Source organism: Pseudomonas sp. IT-P171 (assembly GCF_949767765.1).
Lineage (GTDB): Bacteria > Pseudomonadota > Gammaproteobacteria > Pseudomonadales > Pseudomonadaceae > Aquipseudomonas > Aquipseudomonas fluorescens_B.
Map to the genome: position 1 here is coordinate 308,240 of NZ_CATKQN010000058.1, position 16,414 is coordinate 324,653.

General features: G+C 60.9%; 16 protein-coding genes and 1 pseudogene. 9 read left to right on the forward strand and 8 right to left on the reverse strand.

Annotated features, from left to right (window positions below):
- Position 1 precedes the first annotated feature (1 nt).
- Positions 2-877 (forward strand): alpha/beta hydrolase, encoded by an 876-nt coding sequence (locus ACM6I5_RS27550; RefSeq protein WP_031318341.1) that lies wholly within the window; start codon positions 2-4, stop codon positions 875-877.
- Here ACM6I5_RS27550 and ACM6I5_RS27555 read toward each other — a convergent pair.
- Entirely contained in the window at positions 871-2,220 is a 1,350-nt protein-coding gene (locus ACM6I5_RS27555; protein ID WP_414885065.1) for an MATE family efflux transporter, read from the reverse strand. The two genes, ACM6I5_RS27550 and ACM6I5_RS27555, sit on opposite strands and share 7 nt — an antisense overlap.
- Before the next feature lie 202 nt (positions 2,221-2,422).
- Positions 2,423-2,716 carry a hypothetical protein gene (locus ACM6I5_RS27560; RefSeq protein ID WP_017336357.1) on the reverse strand — a complete coding sequence of 98 codons (294 nt, stop codon included), beginning with the start codon at positions 2,714-2,716 and terminating at the stop codon, positions 2,423-2,425.
- A 179-nt stretch (positions 2,717-2,895) separates the two neighbouring features.
- On the opposite strand from ACM6I5_RS27560, the gene ACM6I5_RS27565 reads away from it, so the two are divergent.
- From ACM6I5_RS27565 to ACM6I5_RS27580, 4 genes are read left to right on the forward strand one after another with little or no spacing between them, the layout of a single operon-like run.
- Positions 2,896-3,198 (forward strand): MazG-like family protein, encoded by a 303-nt coding sequence (locus tag ACM6I5_RS27565; protein WP_414885066.1) that lies wholly within the window; start codon positions 2,896-2,898, stop codon positions 3,196-3,198.
- On the forward strand, positions 3,198-3,947 hold the full coding sequence (locus ACM6I5_RS27570; RefSeq protein ID WP_017336359.1) for a methyltransferase domain-containing protein: 750 nt from the start codon (positions 3,198-3,200) through the stop codon (positions 3,945-3,947). Before ACM6I5_RS27565 ends, ACM6I5_RS27570 begins: the two co-directional genes overlap by 1 nt.
- 12 nt (positions 3,948-3,959) lie before the next feature.
- Complete coding sequence (locus ACM6I5_RS27575; protein WP_414878219.1) at positions 3,960-4,571, forward strand: DUF4136 domain-containing protein; 612 nt, start codon at positions 3,960-3,962, stop codon at positions 4,569-4,571.
- A 54-nt stretch (positions 4,572-4,625) separates the two neighbouring features.
- A complete protein-coding gene (locus ACM6I5_RS27580) occupies positions 4,626-5,183 on the forward strand; it encodes a DUF4136 domain-containing protein (RefSeq protein ID WP_017336361.1) in 558 nt (185 codons plus the stop codon).
- A 97-nt stretch (positions 5,184-5,280) separates the two neighbouring features.
- On the opposite strand, the gene ACM6I5_RS27585 is transcribed toward ACM6I5_RS27580, so the two are convergent.
- Together ACM6I5_RS27585 and ACM6I5_RS27590 are read right to left on the reverse strand one after the other, a co-directional pair.
- Positions 5,281-7,269 (reverse strand): sensor histidine kinase, encoded by a 1,989-nt coding sequence (locus ACM6I5_RS27585; protein ID WP_414885067.1) that lies wholly within the window; start codon positions 7,267-7,269, stop codon positions 5,281-5,283.
- Between the two features lie 280 nt (positions 7,270-7,549).
- On the reverse strand, positions 7,550-7,921 hold the full coding sequence (locus ACM6I5_RS27590; protein ID WP_414885068.1) for a DUF6124 family protein: 372 nt from the start codon (positions 7,919-7,921) through the stop codon (positions 7,550-7,552).
- 491 nt (positions 7,922-8,412) lie between these two features.
- On the opposite strand from ACM6I5_RS27590, the gene ACM6I5_RS27595 reads away from it, so the two are divergent.
- Together ACM6I5_RS27595 and ACM6I5_RS27600 are read left to right on the forward strand one after the other, a co-directional pair.
- Positions 8,413-8,820, forward strand: a complete 408-nt coding sequence (locus tag ACM6I5_RS27595) for a DUF6124 family protein (protein ID WP_414885069.1) — start codon at positions 8,413-8,415, stop codon at positions 8,818-8,820.
- Between the two features lie 89 nt (positions 8,821-8,909).
- Positions 8,910-9,236: a hypothetical protein gene (locus tag ACM6I5_RS27600; RefSeq protein ID WP_414885070.1), complete on the forward strand. Its 327-nt coding sequence runs from the start codon at positions 8,910-8,912 to the stop codon at positions 9,234-9,236.
- Positions 9,237-9,356: 120 nt separating this feature from the next.
- On the opposite strand, the gene ACM6I5_RS27605 is transcribed toward ACM6I5_RS27600, so the two are convergent.
- Together ACM6I5_RS27605 and ACM6I5_RS27610 are read right to left on the reverse strand one after the other, a co-directional pair.
- Positions 9,357-10,211 carry a MaoC family dehydratase gene (locus tag ACM6I5_RS27605; RefSeq protein WP_414885071.1) on the reverse strand — a complete coding sequence of 285 codons (855 nt, stop codon included), beginning with the start codon at positions 10,209-10,211 and terminating at the stop codon, positions 9,357-9,359.
- 2 nt (positions 10,212-10,213) lie between these two features.
- Positions 10,214-11,566: a 3-oxoacyl-ACP reductase gene (locus ACM6I5_RS27610; protein WP_414885072.1), complete on the reverse strand. Its 1,353-nt coding sequence runs from the start codon at positions 11,564-11,566 to the stop codon at positions 10,214-10,216.
- A gap of 164 nt (positions 11,567-11,730) precedes the next feature.
- On the opposite strand from ACM6I5_RS27610, the gene ACM6I5_RS27615 reads away from it, so the two are divergent.
- Positions 11,731-13,008 carry an acetyl-CoA C-acetyltransferase gene (locus ACM6I5_RS27615; RefSeq protein WP_017336381.1) on the forward strand — a complete coding sequence of 426 codons (1,278 nt, stop codon included), beginning with the start codon at positions 11,731-11,733 and terminating at the stop codon, positions 13,006-13,008.
- Between the two features lie 115 nt (positions 13,009-13,123).
- Positions 13,124-13,915, forward strand: a complete 792-nt coding sequence (locus ACM6I5_RS27620; protein ID WP_414885073.1) for an AraC family transcriptional regulator — start codon at positions 13,124-13,126, stop codon at positions 13,913-13,915.
- Positions 13,916-14,067: 152 nt separating this feature from the next.
- Here ACM6I5_RS27620 and ACM6I5_RS27625 read toward each other — a convergent pair whose 3' ends face one another.
- Together ACM6I5_RS27625 and ACM6I5_RS27630 are read right to left on the reverse strand one after the other, a co-directional pair.
- Positions 14,068-14,835, reverse strand: a complete 768-nt coding sequence (locus ACM6I5_RS27625; protein ID WP_390959830.1) for a methyl-accepting chemotaxis protein — start codon at positions 14,833-14,835, stop codon at positions 14,068-14,070.
- 90 nt (positions 14,836-14,925) lie between these two features.
- Positions 14,926-16,014: pseudogene (locus tag ACM6I5_RS27630) on the reverse strand (cache domain-containing protein); the annotation flags it as partial.
- Positions 16,015-16,414: the final 400 nt, after the last annotated feature.

The window sequence follows — 16,414 nt, forward strand, 5'->3', positions numbered from 1 at the left end:
AATGACGAGCACTCTGCGGCGACTGTTCTGCCTGGCAATGGGCGGGTGTCTGCTGTTGGCGATGACGGCGTGCTCGCCACTGAAATTGCTCAATGCCCTGACGCCCGACGGGAGTTTCGACAAGACCGAGGGCATCGCCTACGGTGCTGATCCGCGGCAAAAACTCGATGTGTACGTGCCGAGTCATCCCGTGGCGAACGCCCCTGTTGTGGTGTTTTTCTATGGCGGCAGCTGGAACAGCGGGTCCCGCAGCGATTACGGGTTTGTCGGCGAGGCTTTGGCGTCTCGGGGGATTGTCGCGGTGCTGGCAGACTATCGGTTATATCCGCAGGTGCGTTATCCGCTGTTCCTGGAAGATGGCGCAAAAGCGGTTGCCTGGACACACGAACACATTCGGCAGTTTTCCGGGAATCCGCAGCGGCTATATCTGATGGGCCACAGTTCCGGGGCGTACAACGCTGCGATGTTGGCGCTGGACCCCGACCTGCTCGGCGCGGTAGGCCTGTCGCCACACAATCTCAGCGGCTGGATCGGTCTGGCGGGACCGTATGATTTTTTGCCGATCAAGAATCCGGACGTACGCCCGGTATTTTTCTGGCCGGATTCACCGCCGCAGTCGCAGCCGATCAATCACGTCAGTCGTGGCTCGCCACCAGCCTTGTTGATGGCCGCGACGGACGATGAGCTGGTCAACCCGGCGCGCAACACCGGCGGCCTGGCGCGCAAGCTGCGCGAGGCGGGCGTACCGGTGCAGGACCTGTACTTCTCGCGTCCCGGCCACGCCACGCTGGTAGCGACCCTGTCACGACCGATGCGCGGTCTGGCGCCGGTGCTGGAGCAGGTCGCCGCGTTCGTGAAGGCGACGCCGGGTCAATGAGCCCGGCCGCTGAACCAGCCGTCGTTGTTGCGCAGAAACCAGGCAATCACACCAAGGGCCAGGCTGCGCAGCACCATGAACAACAGGAAGGTTATCCACAGTCCGTGGTTGCCCAAACCTTGCAACGCCCAGCCAAACGGCAAAAGCAGAATCACGGTCAACAGCATGCCGTTGCGCATTTCCCGAGCGCGGGTGGCGCCGATGAACAGCCCGTCGAGCAAGTAGCTCCAGACCGCGATCAAGGGCAGGGCGGCGAGGTAGGGCAGGTAGATGAACGCCGTATCGCGCACGCTCTGAATGTCAGTCTGCATCTCGATGAACAAGTGCCCGGCGAACAGAAACAGCACGGCAAACCCCAGGCTCGCCAACAACGACCAGCCACAGGCAACGACCAGTGAGCGGCGCAGGGCATCACGGTCGCGAGCGCCAATGGCATGTCCGCACAACGCTTCCACCGCGTGGGCCAGGCCATCGAGCGCATGGGCGGTCAGCAGCAGCCCGTTGAGCAACAAGGCGTTGGCCGCGACGGTGGCGTCACCCAGTCGTGCGCCCTGTACGGTGATCAGGAAAAACACTGATTGCAGCAACAGGCTACGGATGAATATGTCGCGATTGACCGCCAACAACGGTCGCCAACTCTGCCACAGCGCCAGTGCGGCCCAGGCGATGTGGCCGGGGTAGGCGCGCAGGGCCTTGCGGGTCATCAGCAGGCCGATCAGCGCGCTGGTCCATTCGGCGATTACCGAAGCCCGGGCCGAACCGACCACGCCCCAATCCAGGCCGAGGACGAACCACAGGTTCAGCGCAATGTTGACCAGGTTGGTGCTCAGCAGAATCGCCAGTGGTGCCCGGGCGTTTTGCGTGCCGAGGAACCAGCCGACCAGCGCATAACTGGCCAGCGCGGCCGGGAGGCCGAACAACCGCGTGTGAAAGAATTCGCGGGTCAGTTGGTCCAGCTCTGCCGAGGGTTGCATGAAGTGCAACGCGACTCCGCTCAACGGGATGCCCACCGCCCCCAATGCAATGGCCAGAACCATGGCCAGCAACAGCCCCTGCAACAGAATCTGCCGCAACGCTGCGCCATCCCCGCGTCCGGCGGCCTGGGCGGCAAAACCGGTGGAGCCCATGCGCAGAAAGCCCATGGCCCAGGCGAGAAAGGTATACAGGCTGGCCCCGACCGCGACAGCGCCCAGTTGATGGGCGTGAGGCAAGTGGCCGATGACCGTGCTGTCGACCAGCGCCACCAGTGGCACGGAAATGTTCGAGAGAATCATGGGCGCGGCGAGTGCCCAGACCCGGCGATGGGTCGGGCGGTCGCGCCAGTCGGCAATCAGGTTGGACATGCAGGCTCCTTGGAGAGCCGGCATTGTAGCGATACATGCGAATCCGCAGCATCAATTGTGGCGAGTGAGCTTGCCCCGCTGGGTCGCGAAGCGGCCCCACCCCCCGACTTCGAGTGTATGCAGACACACCGCGCTGGCTGATTTACGACTGCTTCGCAGTCGAGCGGGAGCAAGCTCCCTCGCTACAGTGTTTGTGCGAGGGCTAGTGGATTATCCAGCTAAGCAGCCACAACCCCAGCAGCAACCAGATGATCCCCATGATGACCGACGCATTCATGAACGCCCGGATCGCCGACCACAACAGCATCAGCCCCAGGATCAACGCAATGATGCTGATGATCGATGTGTCCATGCCCAGCGCGCGGGACAATCCTTCGACAAAATTGCTGCCGGCATGGCTCAACAGATTGAACAGGCCGCTGAGGGCGTCAACGATAAAGCGGATGACTGAACCGATTGCCTGGCCGAGCCATTCGAAAAAACTTTCTACCTGCATGTCGTTAACGTCCTGATGTAAGTGGTTGAGCCTTGGGCCATTGAACGCGCTGGCGAGTTCCCTGTAGGAGCTGCCGGAGGCTGCGATCTTTTTGATTATGGAGCAAAGAAACGCGCCTTACCGAGATGCTTGCCTTCCTCAGTCATCCCCCCGAAGCTATACGCCTTCAGGAGAGCCCGATGAACCTTGTTGAACTGACCGAACGCCTGCACGCCATCCGTGACCGCAATGACTGGCGGAAATTTCACAGCCCGAAAAACCTGGCCATGGCCGCGAGCGTGGAAATGTCCGAACTGGTGGAAATCTTCCAGTGGCTGAGCGAAGACCAGTCACGCCAGTTGCCGGCGGACAAACTGGCCCATGCCGGGCAGGAGGTCGGTGACATCGTGCTCTATCTACTGCTGCTGTGCAGCGAGTTGGGGCTGGACATGAATGAAGTGGTGCGCAGCAAACTGGCGGACAGTGAACGGAGGTTCAGCTGATGAGTGACCGTCATTTCGATCAACTGGCAACCCGTTTCGCCGAAAAGATCTACGGCGGCGCCAAGGGCGCGATCCGCCTGGCGGTGCTTCAGGCCGACCTGGCCGAAACCCTGCCTGACCGTCCGCTGCGTGTGCTCGACATCGGCGCCGGCCTTGGCCACATGTCGTTGTGGCTGGCCCAGCGCGGTCATGACGTGACGCTGGCAGAGCCCGCCGAGCCGATGCTGGAAGGCGCCCGCCAGCGTTTTGCCGACGCCGGCCAGACGGCTACTTTCATTCAGGCGCCGTGGCAGGATTTGCTCGGCCAACTCACCGAGCCCTACGATCTGGTCCTGTGCCACGCGGTGCTGGAATGGCTGGCGGAACCCCATGCAATCCTGCCGGTACTGCATCAATTGACCAAGCAGGATGGCTGGTTGTCCCTGGCCTTCTACAACCGCGATGCGCTGATCTATCGCAACCTGCTCAAGGGGCACTTCCGCAAAATGCGCAAGAACGACATGGCGGGTGAAAAGCAGAGCCTGACCCCACAGCAGCCGCTTGATCCGCGTGAATTGGCGGCGCAACTTGAAGGCCTGTGGCAGGTCGAAACCCAGAGCGGGGTGCGTGTTTTTCACGACTACATGCCGGTGGAGTTCCAGGCCCGCGCCGAACTCGTGGACTTGCTGGAAATGGAACTGGCCCACCGTCGTCACCCAAGTTTTGCCGGGCTTGGGCGCTACTTGCACTGGATCTGTCGGCCGGTCTGATCGGAGCGCGAAATGAAACGTCGTTCAGGGTTACTGGTGATCTGTCTCGGGTTGGCTGCCTGCCAGGGCACCAATCCCTACGTGGCAAGTTCCAAACCGTTGCCGCCGGCGCCACCCGAGGCGGCCAACACCTTCGATCGCAGCGCCTACCCGGCTGCGCCGCGTGACTACGGTCGCTACCGCAGCTGGGCGTGGCTCAACGGGCGCATGCCCGCGGGGTCGGCCTGGGCGGATTCGGCGCAAGTCGCCGAGGCCGTGAGCAATGCCCTCGATCAGCGCGGTTTGCGGCCGCTGCATGACAATCGCCCGGCGGACTTGTTTGTCAGTGCCAATCTGCATCTGGAAACCCGCTTGCGTCAGGTCCGGGACGACTATGGTTATTACGGCGGCTATGGCGGTTACAACCACCACGGCAGCGGTTATGGCATGTACAACACGGTGCCGATCGTTCGCACGTATTCGGAACAGGTCGTGGTCGTGAGGGTGGACCTGTTCGATGCGCAAAGCGGTCAACCGGTGTGGAGCGCGAGCGCCGAAACCGCCAACAAGGGCAGCCAGAGCGCCCGCGCCGATGCCATACGGGAGGCTGTGGAAAAGGCCATGTCGGCGTATCCTCCCAGTTAGCTTCTGCAATCAGGAAGCGTTCCGCAGGTTCATGTCTTCAATCGGAGAATCATCATGTTCCGCCGTCTCGCTTTACTGGCAGTGGCCGCGCTCCTGAGCGCCTGCGCCGCCAACCAGGTCAATCATGACTTCGACGCCAGCCGCGACTTCGCCGCCTATCGCAGCTGGAGCTGGAAAGACCCCGCCCTGCAATATCGCCCCGATGACCCACGGATCAAAAGCGACCTGACCGAACAGCGCATTCGCCAATCGGTGGCCGATCAGCTGGATCAGCGTGGCCTGCGCCCGGCCGCTGCGGGCAAGCAGGGTGATTTGAGCGTGCAAACCTACCTGATCGTCGAAGACCGTCAGCAACAAGTGACCACCAACTACGGCGGCGCGTGGGGTAACCCGTGGAATGGCTACTGGGGCGGGCCGATGTACAACGAAACCCGCAACATCAGCTACAAAGTGGCAATCATTCAGATCGACCTGCTCGACGGCAAGGACGGCAAACTGGTGTGGCGCGGCAGTGACGAACAAATCCTCAGCCGCTCACCGAACCCGTCGGATCGCAGCACGGCGATACGTGAAACGGTCGGCCGGATACTGGCCAACTACCCGCCCAAATAAACACCGGGAGCGCATTTGTGGCGAGGGAGCAAGCTCCCTCGCCACAAGGGGATTTTTGTAGTCAGGGAGAGCGGGTTGGCGGTCAGAAAGGCAAAGCCTATCGTGTGCTCGGGGCGTGCACGACAATTGGCAGCTCAATACAGAATCGCGCGCCCTCGGCCGAGTTGCTCGTGCGCAGTATTCCACCCATGTTCTCGACGATACCGTGGCTCACCGACAACCCCAGCCCGGTGCCCACGCCCACCGGCTTGGTGGTGAAAAACGGTTCGAAGATCCGCTCCAGTAATCGCGGATCGATACCGCCGCCGTTGTCCTCGACCCACAGTCGCACTGACTGTTCGTCACGCTCGGCGTGCACCGAAATCCACGGCTTGAAAGCCCGATCCGCTTCGCATTTGCTCAGCACTGCGTCCTGTGCGTTGACCATCAGGTTGATCAGCACCTGTTCCAACTGATCGACGTAACCCCGCACCTGAACCTCGAAACCGATTTCGCTGACCCTGAGCTCGACGCCTTTGCCCCGCAAGCCTTCAGCCAGCAGCGACAGCGTGCCCTCGATGGCCTCAACCGGATTGAACGGATGCTGTTCGACCTCCGAGCGCCGGCCGAACACCCGCATGTGGTCCACCAACCGCGCCGCACGCTGGACCTGGGCATTGATGCGGTTGAGTTTGTCGGTCAGATAGTCGACCTGTACCTCTCCGTTGCTCAAGCGCTGGAGCACACTGACGATGGCCATCTGCATCACGTTCAACGGCTGGTTGATTTCATGCGCCAGGCTTGTGGCCATTTCGCCGAGGGCGGCCATTTTCGCGCTCTGGGCCACTGCGGCGTCCTTTTGCTGATTTTTAATGTCGCTGATGTCGAGCATGAAGCCCACCAACCGCCGGTCTTTGCCGACGCCCATGGCTTGGCCTTGCAGGCGATACCAGGTTGGCGTCTCGGGGTGATGCAGGCGCACGCAGAGCAATAAAGGCGTGCCGTCATCCTGCAAGTCTTGCAGGCGACTGCGCAGCTCTTCGCGGTCGGCGGGGTGGATATGCTCAAGCCAGTCGCGCAAGGGTATGCGTTGGCTGATCAGATTCAGGGGGCTGACCAGCGACGGCGCCAACTGCACCTCGGCACTGTCGCTGAAAATTTCCAGCCAACCGGAGCCGAGCAGGGCTTGCAACGATTCCAGTCGTTCCAGTTGCAGATGGTGCTGATGCTCGCGCAAGCGTTCCAGCAATGGCCCGGCGAGCGCGGCGACGAGCTGCAGCCAATCACGTTCGGCGACGTCGGGTGCACGTTGCTGCACCGGGTAGAAGCCACAGAGCAACCACGCGACCACGCCTTGCGCATTGTGATAGGGCACCGCAAACCCATCGGTACTGCCAAAGAGGCTGTGCAGGCGCGGGTGCTCGCCGTGGGTCAAATGCTGAGGGGCAGAGCCGTTCAAACTGTCGAGCCCGGTGCCCAGGCGCTGACCGTTTTGCCACAGTGGGGGGGCATCGAAGGCCGTGTAATGCTGGTGGATCTGCCAGCCGTCTTCCTGTTCATCCAGCAACGCCACGGCCAGACACGGAATCTGAAAATGCTGCGCCAGGTGTTGCAGTTGCTCTACCAGTACTTCGGGCAGGCGCGTCAGGCTGCACAGGCGCAACTGGTCGCCGATCTGTGTCGCGAGCAATTGGCAGTGTTCGCGGCTGCGCGCTTGCCGGCGTTCGTGCAACAAGTCGCCGATGTCCAGCAACTGCAACAGCCAGGCATCGGCCAACGGCTGCACCCAGCCGCGCAGGTGCAGGGGTTGTCCGCTGAGGCTGTAGAAGTCCAGGTCCAGACTTTGTCCTTGCCAGTCGGCCGGCGTGCCTGCGATGGCGAGGCTGCTGTGCGGCATGAGGAAATCGTGTAGAAGCGGCGCCTGCGCGGCAGGGTGCTGTTGGGCCAGGCCATGGCGCAGTGGGCCGGCCAGATGAACTACCCGGCCTTCGGCGTCCAGGCGCATCTGCAGGCCGACACCCGCTACACTCCGGGCGCTGGAGGATTCCGGTGGCGGTGGCGGATGGCGGTTGAGCAGGCGCCCGAACAGCTTGTCCCCGGAACTCAAAATTGCACGCTCGAACGGGCGGTGGCGTCGGTGGCGACATTGAAATTCAGTACGACGGGAATCCGGGCCAGTTGCCGGTTCAGCTCCGTGCTGGCCATGGCACTTTTTCGCTTGCGGGGGAGGCTTGTTTTCATGAGTGCGTCTACCCTGACTATCACTATGTAATGTCAGCATAGAATCATTCAGCAAAAACGGACGTTTTTTACCGGATGCGGAGCTTTGTCCTGCTTCAGAGCATTTGACGAGGGAGCCATGCTCCCTCGTCAACGTGGGATAGCGGCTACTCAGTTGGCTCGAGTTGATCCAGCGCCCGGTTTACCGCTAGCTCACCCAGCATGATGACCTGCGCAATGCCCAGCAGGGAATTGCGACTCGGCCCCTCCATATGATCCGCCAAATCCATGGTCATGACATTGGCCGACGCCAGCGATTCGCAAGCATGGGCCAGCAGCGTTTCGGTATCGAGTTCTGGGTTTACGATGAACATGGTGGGCAGCTTCCGCGGAGTGGCTTTGATGTGAGCGTGTTGTGCGGCGGGGTTAAAGTAGAAGTCGAGGGCCCGATTGATGGCCTCGCGGTCTTCTTTTGAGTCGGGGGACAGGTATTGCGTTGTCGGATCAGTTTCCGGCGGGTTTGGTGAAGGCTTGATCATATGCTGAGTTTCCTGAAGGAGTGCCACCCCTCTTGCGACTAAACAAAGGGGAGGCAGCTGTACGCAGGTTAGTCGACCGGGAAACTCAGCAATCCGGCGCGCCCGAGAGCGCCCCACGTACAGCCACCATCAAGTACAGGCAATTAATGACCTGCATGACAGATGCACGCACAACTGAGTTAACACGAGCGACTAAACCCGACCACCGATGAGCAGTGGCACGAATCAAGTTACCGGCGTCCCTCAAGGCGCACAAGCCGGCGGATTCTGGCGTAACCGTAGGCAATGACGCAAGGTCTTGTAGCTCCAGGGAAGCAATACCAAACACTATTAAACACGAACCCTTGGGCAGGTGAGTTTTCCCGTAATGCAAGGCTCATAACCGTTTAATTGATTGGGAAAAATGAGGAGGTGTCTGACGTATTTTTAAGGTTGGCTGTCGGAAGCGCGGTGTATAGCGTGATGTCTCCTTCACTGAGCGGAGACGCATTATGAGCGATGGCACAGGCAACCCCTTGGCGTTAGCAGAAGCTGAAAGTACCTCTCCATACATTTCCTTGGATTCAAAACGACTCCACCATGCTGCCGAACGCGCCATGGACTATTACCTCAAACCCTCTACATCCCAACCTTCCAGCTCGCCGCGCAAACCCAGTACGGTTTTCGTCGTGGCACCGGACGTCAACCCCGAAGCGCTACTGGCCCAAGCTTGCGAATCGCTGGCGTCGGCAAGTGTAATGGCCAGTGATTTTGCTGCGTTGTTGGACGGCGCGCAGCGCAACACGATGATGGCACTTCAACAGATCATTATGCTGGGGGAGCTGGCGGTAAATCGGATGCTGGACAACGTGGAACCGCCGCAGCCGTCCAGGGCGGGCTGCTCATCATTAGACACGTAGGATTCATCTGTCTGCCTGGTCGCCAGCAGCGCTGGCTGCTTGAACCGCAACAGCTGATTTCTGGACGGTTGATCACAAGGAGTGTTGATATGGAAATCCGGCAATACAGTAAGTTTGACGTCACCGTTACCTCCATTTTCAAAGGCTTGGCAGCGAGCTATCCGGCCCCCTGTCAGTTGGATGCGACCGTTGTCGGCTATGACGCCAATACTGGTAACCCGCCGATTCATGCATCTGCCACTGATAGGCAGACTTCGACCTGTCCGACCGAAGATGAAAATTTTTTTGCTGACATCGTTCGCTGGTTGGCTTCACAAAGCTATCTGGTTTTCGATACAGAGGATGCCTGTAGATTCTCGGGTGTTTTGGTGACGGAAAAGGGGTTGAAGCTTTTCGAAGCATTGCCTTCCCAGTGACTCTTCAGGCATGAAAATCGCCGCTTCGGGACCTGATCCTTGAGTCAATTGAGGTGGATGGGAGGTTTCAAGCGGCTGCATTCGGCGGCACTAGTGACGCAGCGCGTGGTAGTGATGACGTCAGGCAACCGGCCGCCAATGTCCGACCATATGTTCCAGACCCCCGGCACCCGCCAGCTGAAAATCGCCACTGGACCCCGCCGCACTGGCGAGCAACGTCACCTCCGCGGGCAACCGCACCGGCTTGCGAAACTGCACGGCAATCTCGACGTTGGCGGTCGGTAAATGATCGTTTAGCGCCGCGAGTGTCCTCGCCTTGTTCCACAATCCATGGGCAATGGCGGTCGGGAAGCCGAACAGCTTGGCGCTCGCAGCACTGAGGTGGATCGGGTTGTAATCGCCGGACACTTTGGCGTATTGCCGGCCAATGTCCGCCGGCGCTTTCCAGTGGGTGACCTCAGTCAGCGCTAGTGTCGAGATCAGCACTTCCTCGACCGGCTCACCTTCGAGTTTTACGCCGCGACAGAGCATCTGGCTTTCAGCTTCCCACAACACCCCCAGCTGATCGTCGATCGTCGTCACCAGATCGAAGGTTGCACCCTTGCCGTGGGGCTGCAGGTTCTGCACCTGCACGCTGACCCGCACGCGATTCACGCCGCCCATGGGCCTGTAGACGCGAATGCGGTTGCTCAGGTGAATCAACCCCAGCAGCGGGAACGGGAAATCCTTGTCAGTCAGCAGTTGCATCTGCAACGCGAACGCCAGGATGTGGGGATACGTCGGCGGCAACAAACCGTTGTCGGCAAACCCGCAGACGTTGCGATAAGCCGCCAGACGTTTCGGATCGACATCGACCCAGCAACGCAAACCCGAATCGGGCAACGTGGAGCCGGTGATCTTGCGTCGCGTCGCGGCCTGCACATACAACCCGGGCAGGCTTGGTTCGCGGTTGAGCGTGTGCCAATCGGTAATCATCACTAAGCCCCCAAAACACTTTGTCCGCAGACGCGCAGCGCTTGCCCGGTGAACGCGCCGGTGCCCGGTTGCGCCAGCCACGCCACCGCTTCGGCGACGTCTTGCGGCAGGCCGCCCTGGCCCAGCGAACTCATGCGCCGGCCCGCTTCACGCAGGCCGAACGGAATGTGCGCAGTCATTTGCGTCTCGATGAACCCCGGCGCCACCGCGTTGATGCTGATGCCGCGTTCGTTGAGCAGCGGCGCCCAGGCTTGGGCCAGCCCAATCAACCCGGCCTTGCTCGCCGCGTAATTGGTTTGCCCGCGATTGCCGGCGATGCCGCTGATGGACGCCAGCAAAACCACCCGGCCGTTGTCGCGCAGGATGCCACTGTCGAGCAAGGCCTTGGTCAACACCTGTGGGGCATTGAGGTTGACCGCGAGCACTGCGTCCCAGAATTCCGGGGTCATGTTGGCCAGGGTTTTATCGCGGGTGATACCGGCGTTGTGCACCACAATGTCGACGCCGTCAGGCAGTTGCTCGATCAACTGCGTGCCGGCGTCTTCGGCGCAGATGTCCAGGGTGATGCTGCGCCCGCCAAGGCGTGCGGCGAGGGCGTCGAGATCGGTTTTTGCCGCGGGCACGTCGAGCAGGATCACGTCGGCGCCGTCACGGGCCAGGGTTTCGGCAATCGATGCACCTATGCCGCGTGCGGCGCCGGTGACGAGTGCCTTGCGCCCCGACAACGGACGCGTCCAGTCCGTCACCGGCGTGGCGCAGGGGCTCAGGTGAATCACTTGTCCGGAGACGAACGCGCTTTTTGGCGAAAGGAAAAACCGCAGCGGGCCTTCCAGTTGATCCTCGGCACCTTCGCCGACGTGAATCAGTTGCAAGGTGCCGCCACTGCGCAGTTCCTTGGCCAGCGAACGACTGAAACCTTCCAGGGCACGCTGAGCGCTGGCAGCAAACGGATCGCTCAACGTCTGTGGTGCGCGCCCGAGAATGACCAGGTGCGCGGAGTCCTCGAGGTTTTTCATCAGTGGCTGGAAGAACTCGCGCAGCTGTTTGAGCTGATCGGTATGCATCAGATGACTGGCGTCGAACACCACTGCCTTCAGCTTCGGGCCGTGACCGGGAATCCACGCGGTGGCGATCGAGGGTTCGCTGTCGTAGCTGTAAATCGCATCGGTCAGGCGGTTGGCGAAAGCGCTGACATTCTGCGCCAGCGGCCCGCCGCCGATCAGCAGCGCCCCTTCGACAGGGCGCAGTCGACCTGCCTGCCAGCGTTCCAGCCGAACCGGCGTCGGCAGACCCAGGGCGCCGACCAGACGGTGGCCGATGGATGAATTGGCGAAGTCGATATAGCGATCAGACATGGAACGCGCTCCAGTAGCTGGGGTTCAAAGTGTGGACCACGAATGGCAATCAGTCGTTCGATTCACGAGATAAGGCCTACGCTTGGACATTGCGGAGGTTTTCAGGAACACGCAGACCCTGTGGGAGTCGCAGTGTTTTTTAAATTGTTCATCAGGAGCTTTTCATGACTCAACTGCGCCGCGTCGCGATTATCGGCGGTAACCGGATTCCCTTCGCCCGCTCCAACGGGCCGTACGCTACCGCGAGTAACCAGGCGATGCTCACCGCCGCGCTCGAAGGCCTGATCGAGCGTTTCAACCTGCACGGTCTGCGCATGGGCGAAGTGGCTGCGGGCGCGGTGCTCAAGCATTCCCGGGACTTCAACCTGACCCGCGAATGCGTGCTCGGCTCACGGCTGTCACCGACCACCCCGGCCTATGACATTCAGCAAGCGTGTGGCACCGGTCTGGAAGCGGCGTTGCTGGTGGCCAATAAAATCGCCCTGGGCCAGATCGAGTGCGGTATTGCCGGCGGCGTCGATACCACGTCCGACGCGCCGATCGGCATCAACGAAGGTTTGCGCAAAATCCTCCTGCAGGCCAACCGCGCGAAAACCACCGCCGACAAACTGAAAACCTTTTTGCAACTGCGCCCCGGGCATCTCATTCCGGAATTTCCCCGCAACGGCGAGCCACGCACGGGCCTGTCGATGGGCGAGCACTGCGAGTTGATGGCGCAGACCTGGAACATTCCGCGCGCGGAGCAGGATCAACTGGCGCTGGAGAGTCACCAGAAAATGGCGGCGTCATATACCGAAGGCTGGCACAACGACCTGATGACGCCGTTCCTGGGCCTGACCCGCGATAACAACCTGCGCCCGGACCTGACCCTGGAAAAACTCGCTTCGCTCAAACCCGCCTTCGAGAAAAGCGCCAAAGGCACGCTGACCGCCGGCAATTCGACGCCGCTCACCGACGGCGCGTCGCTGGTGCTGTTGGGCAGTGAAGAATGGGCGAAGGAGCGCGGCTTGCCGATCCTTGCGTATTTACGCGATGGCGAAGCGGCGGCGGTGGATTTCGTCAACGGCGCCGAAGGGCTGTTGATGGCGCCGGTCTACGCGGTGCCACGCCTCCTGGCGCGCAATGGCCTGACCTTGCAGGACTTCGATTACTACGAAATCCACGAAGCGTTCGCCGCGCAAGTGCTCTGCACCTTGAAGGCCTGGGAAGACCCCGAGTACTGCAAAACCCGCCTCGGCCTCGACGCGCCACTGGGCTCCATCGACCGCAGCCGGCTCAACGTCAAAGGCAGTTCACTGGCGGCGGGGCATCCGTTTGCGGCTACCGGCGGACGTATTGTGGCCAGCCTGGCCAAGCTGCTCGACGCTGCAGGCAAGGGGCGAGGGCTGATCTCGATTTGTGCGGCTGGCGGGCAGGGTGTCACCGCAATAGTTGAGCGTTGAATCAAGACCTGTGGGAGCGAGCAGGCTCGCCCCACAGGGGACCAGCGGTGTTGAATGCGGGAGTGGCTTGGCCTAACGTCGACTCTTTAGCAACCTTGCAACACAAGGCTCATCAATGCCGACTAACGGACAACTCTCCCTCGAACGGACAATTCCCGCACTGACTTTACTGCCGCGCCCCCTCTACGCGCGGGCGGAAAGCCTCAACGCCGGTTCGTGGACCTCGTCTCATCGCCATGACTGGGTGCAATTTTCCTACGCGATCAGCGGCGTTCTCGGCGTGCACACCGCCGAGGGCAGTTTCTTTGCGCCGCCGCAGTGGGGGATCTGGATTCCGGCGGATGTCGACCATCAGGTCGTGACCTCGATGCGCGCCGAGATGCGCAGTCTTTATGTGCGCCGAGAGGATTGCCCTTGGGCGGACGACCGCTGTCGGGTGCTGGAGGTGACGCCGCTGGCCCGGGAGTTGATCAAGAGTTTTTGCCTGCTGCCCGTGGAATATCCACAGGGCGACAGCCCGCAAGCACGGTTGGTGAGTGTGTTGCTGGACCAGTTGGCGAATCTGCCCGAAGTCGGTTTCTCGCTGCCGTTGCCGCGTCATGAGCGCTTGCTGGGTCTGTGCAATGAGCTGATCGAAAGTCCTGAGCGGACTGTGACCTTGCAGGAATGGGCGCAGCGACTGGGCACGTCGGAAAAAACCCTGATGCGCCTGTTTCAGCGTGAAACCGGGTTGAGTTTTCGCGGCTGGCGTCAGCGGATGCGACTGCTGTCGTCGTTGAATGTGCTGGAGGAGGGTGACAGCGTGACGAATGCCGCGCTGTCTTGTGGGTACGACTCGACGTCGGCGTTTATAGCGGCGTTCAAAGGGTTGTTCGGGTTTACCCCCGGGGAATTGTTTCGACAGTAATTGTGGCGAGGGAGCTTGCTCCCGCTGGAGCGCGAAGCGGTCCCAGATCAGTCCACGCGGAGTCTCAGGATGGTCCGCATTTTCCAATTTTCACGACTGCTTCGCAGCCGACGGGAGCAAGCTCCCTCGCCACAGTTATAAGTGATTTTGGATCAGGTTCTGAAACGACGAACCAACCCGTCCAGTTCATTCGACAATCCGGCCAGGCTCTGGGAATCCAGCCGCGCCGAGTTCGCCAGTTCCGCCACCAACTGCGCATCGCCATGAATCTGGCTGATGTGCCGGTTGATGTCTTCCGCCACCTGGTGCTGTTGTTCTGCTGCCGTAGCGATCTGGGTGTTCATGTCGCGGATCACGTCCACCGATTCACGAATCTGCCCGAAGCTGCTGCGCGCCTCGCCGATGCGGGTCACCGACTGCTGGGACACTTCCAGGCTCGCGTGCATCTGCTGAGTGACCTGGCTGGTGCGCTTGGCAAGGTTGCCGAGCAGGCCGTCGATCTCCGCCGTGGAATCGGCCGTGCGTTTGGCCAGCGCCCGCACTTCGTCCGCCACCACCGCAAAACCGCGACCTTGTTCACCGGCCCGTGCAGCCTCGATGGCAGCGTTCAGTGCCAGCAGGTTGGTCTGTTCGGCGATCGAACGAATGGTTCCGAGAATCGACTGAATGTCATTGCTGTCGCGTTCCAGCTGTTGCATCGACTGGGCCGATTGTTCGATTTCCTGGCTCAGTCGATCGACGCTGGTCACCGCCGCATCGATCTGCTGCTGACCTTCTCGCGCCTGGCGCTGGCCACTGTCGGCCGACTCGGCGGCCTGGCTGCAGGAGCGCGCGACTTCGTTGGCAGTGGCGACCATTTCATGGAACGCGGTGGAGACCATGTCCACGGCTTCACGCTGGCGCCCGGCCGCTTCGGCCATGTCGCTGGAGACCTGGGTCGAGCTCTTGGAGGTGGCGAGGATTTTGGTCGCGGCGCCGCCGATGCTTTGGATCAGGTTGCGAATCGCCGCCAGGAACTGGTTGAACCAGTTGGCCAGTTGCGCGGTTTCGTCGCTGCCACGGACGTGCAGGTTTTTGGTCAGGTCGCCTTCACCCTGGGCGATGCCTTCCAGGCCATCGGCCACGCTGCGGATCGGACGCACGATGACGCTGGCGAAACTGGCGCCGACGATGGCGAAGACCACGGCCAGCACGGCGGCGATGATTGCGATCAACCAGGTCAGTTGGGTCGCGGTGCTCATCACGTCGCTCTGCTTGATCAGGCCGATGAAGGTCCAGCCCAGTTGCTCGGACGGCCAGACGTTGGCCATGTAGCGCTCGCCATTGAGTTCGACTTCGACCAGGCCTTTACCAGCCTTGGCCAGTTGCGCATAACCCTCACCGAGGCTGCCCAAAGCCTTGAAGTTGTTTTCCGGTTGTTTCGGATCGACCAGTACGGTGCCGGAGTTTTCCAGCAGCATCAGGTAGCCGGTTTCACCGAGCTTGATTTGCTTGACCAGTTCAGTGAGCTGCTTGAGCGACACGTCGATGCTGACCACGCCGCCGTTGGTGCCCAGCTTGTTATCGATGGTGCGTACGGTACTGACGTAGGACGTGTCATTTTCGGCCCAGTAATAGGCCTCGGTACGGAACGGCTTGCCCGGTTTGGCCTGGGCCGCCTTGTACCACGGACGCTGGCGCGGGTCGTAGTTCGCGAGCTTGGCATCGTCCGGCCACGACACGTAGCCGCCGGCTGCCGTGCCGAGGATGGCGTAGGCGTAGGACGGATGGGCGTTGCCCAGGTCCTGCAGGAAGCCGAAGATTTTTTTGTCCATCTCGCCCTGGGGAATGCTGGCGGCGTTGGCATTCATGTAGGTCTTGAGGCTGTCGTCGGAGTTCGTGATCAGCGGCTGCCTGGCCAGGTATTCGACGTTCTGGCTGATGCCGTCGAAGAACAGTTGCATGGCATTGCTGACCTGACGGATTTCGCGACCGCTGTTGTCGACGAATTCGTCCTTGGCATCACTGCGCAGGTTCAGCACAACGAGGGTGGCGACCAGCACCACGGGCAAGCAGGCGATGATTGCAAACGCCCACGTCAGCTTTTGTTTGATGTTCATCCGCGCTCCAGATTTTCTTGTAGGCCCACGCAGTGCAGATGACTCGCGGAATTATTGGCAGCCGTAAACGTACTTTTCGAACCCCTATCCCTTGGGGGCACCATCGTTTTCTATCGGAACGATCGTCGGACAATTCACTTTGTTACAGATGACTTCGGCTGCGGAAGGAGGAAATTTAGGGCTGTTGGAAAAAATCCTGCGAAGGGTGGCGACCGGTATGTCGGATTCTGTCGCAAATCCCCTTGCATCCCTTCTCCAACAAGTGCTGCCGGCTCGGCTATGATCCTTGGCGGTCGATGAACCTCGGCGGGTTTGTCGGGTTTTTCCGGCACATTGTGTGCATCCGCAACGTTCATAGGTCGGCAACCCCTCCCCCGAACGAGTGGATTGCCGTATAACG

Coding starts and splice junctions, on each gene's coding strand:
- ACM6I5_RS27550 (WP_031318341.1), top strand. CDS start 2: ATGACGAGCACTCTGCGGCGACTGTTCTGCCTGGCAATGGGCGGGTGT.
- ACM6I5_RS27555 (WP_414885065.1), bottom strand. CDS start 2,220: ATGTCCAACCTGATTGCCGACTGGCGCGACCGCCCGACCCATCGCCGG.
- ACM6I5_RS27560 (WP_017336357.1), bottom strand. CDS start 2,716: ATGCAGGTAGAAAGTTTTTTCGAATGGCTCGGCCAGGCAATCGGTTCA.
- ACM6I5_RS27565 (WP_414885066.1), top strand. CDS start 2,896: ATGAACCTTGTTGAACTGACCGAACGCCTGCACGCCATCCGTGACCGC.
- ACM6I5_RS27570 (WP_017336359.1), top strand. CDS start 3,198: ATGAGTGACCGTCATTTCGATCAACTGGCAACCCGTTTCGCCGAAAAG.
- ACM6I5_RS27575 (WP_414878219.1), top strand. CDS start 3,960: ATGAAACGTCGTTCAGGGTTACTGGTGATCTGTCTCGGGTTGGCTGCC.
- ACM6I5_RS27580 (WP_017336361.1), top strand. CDS start 4,626: ATGTTCCGCCGTCTCGCTTTACTGGCAGTGGCCGCGCTCCTGAGCGCC.
- ACM6I5_RS27590 (WP_414885068.1), bottom strand. CDS start 7,921: ATGATCAAGCCTTCACCAAACCCGCCGGAAACTGATCCGACAACGCAA.
- ACM6I5_RS27595 (WP_414885069.1), top strand. CDS start 8,413: ATGAGCGATGGCACAGGCAACCCCTTGGCGTTAGCAGAAGCTGAAAGT.
- ACM6I5_RS27600 (WP_414885070.1), top strand. CDS start 8,910: ATGGAAATCCGGCAATACAGTAAGTTTGACGTCACCGTTACCTCCATT.
- ACM6I5_RS27605 (WP_414885071.1), bottom strand. CDS start 10,211: ATGATTACCGATTGGCACACGCTCAACCGCGAACCAAGCCTGCCCGGG.
- ACM6I5_RS27610 (WP_414885072.1), bottom strand. CDS start 11,566: ATGTCTGATCGCTATATCGACTTCGCCAATTCATCCATCGGCCACCGT.
- ACM6I5_RS27615 (WP_017336381.1), top strand. CDS start 11,731: ATGACTCAACTGCGCCGCGTCGCGATTATCGGCGGTAACCGGATTCCC.
- ACM6I5_RS27620 (WP_414885073.1), top strand. CDS start 13,124: ATGCCGACTAACGGACAACTCTCCCTCGAACGGACAATTCCCGCACTG.
- ACM6I5_RS27625 (WP_390959830.1), bottom strand. CDS start 14,835: ATGGCCGAAGCGGCCGGGCGCCAGCGTGAAGCCGTGGACATGGTCTCC.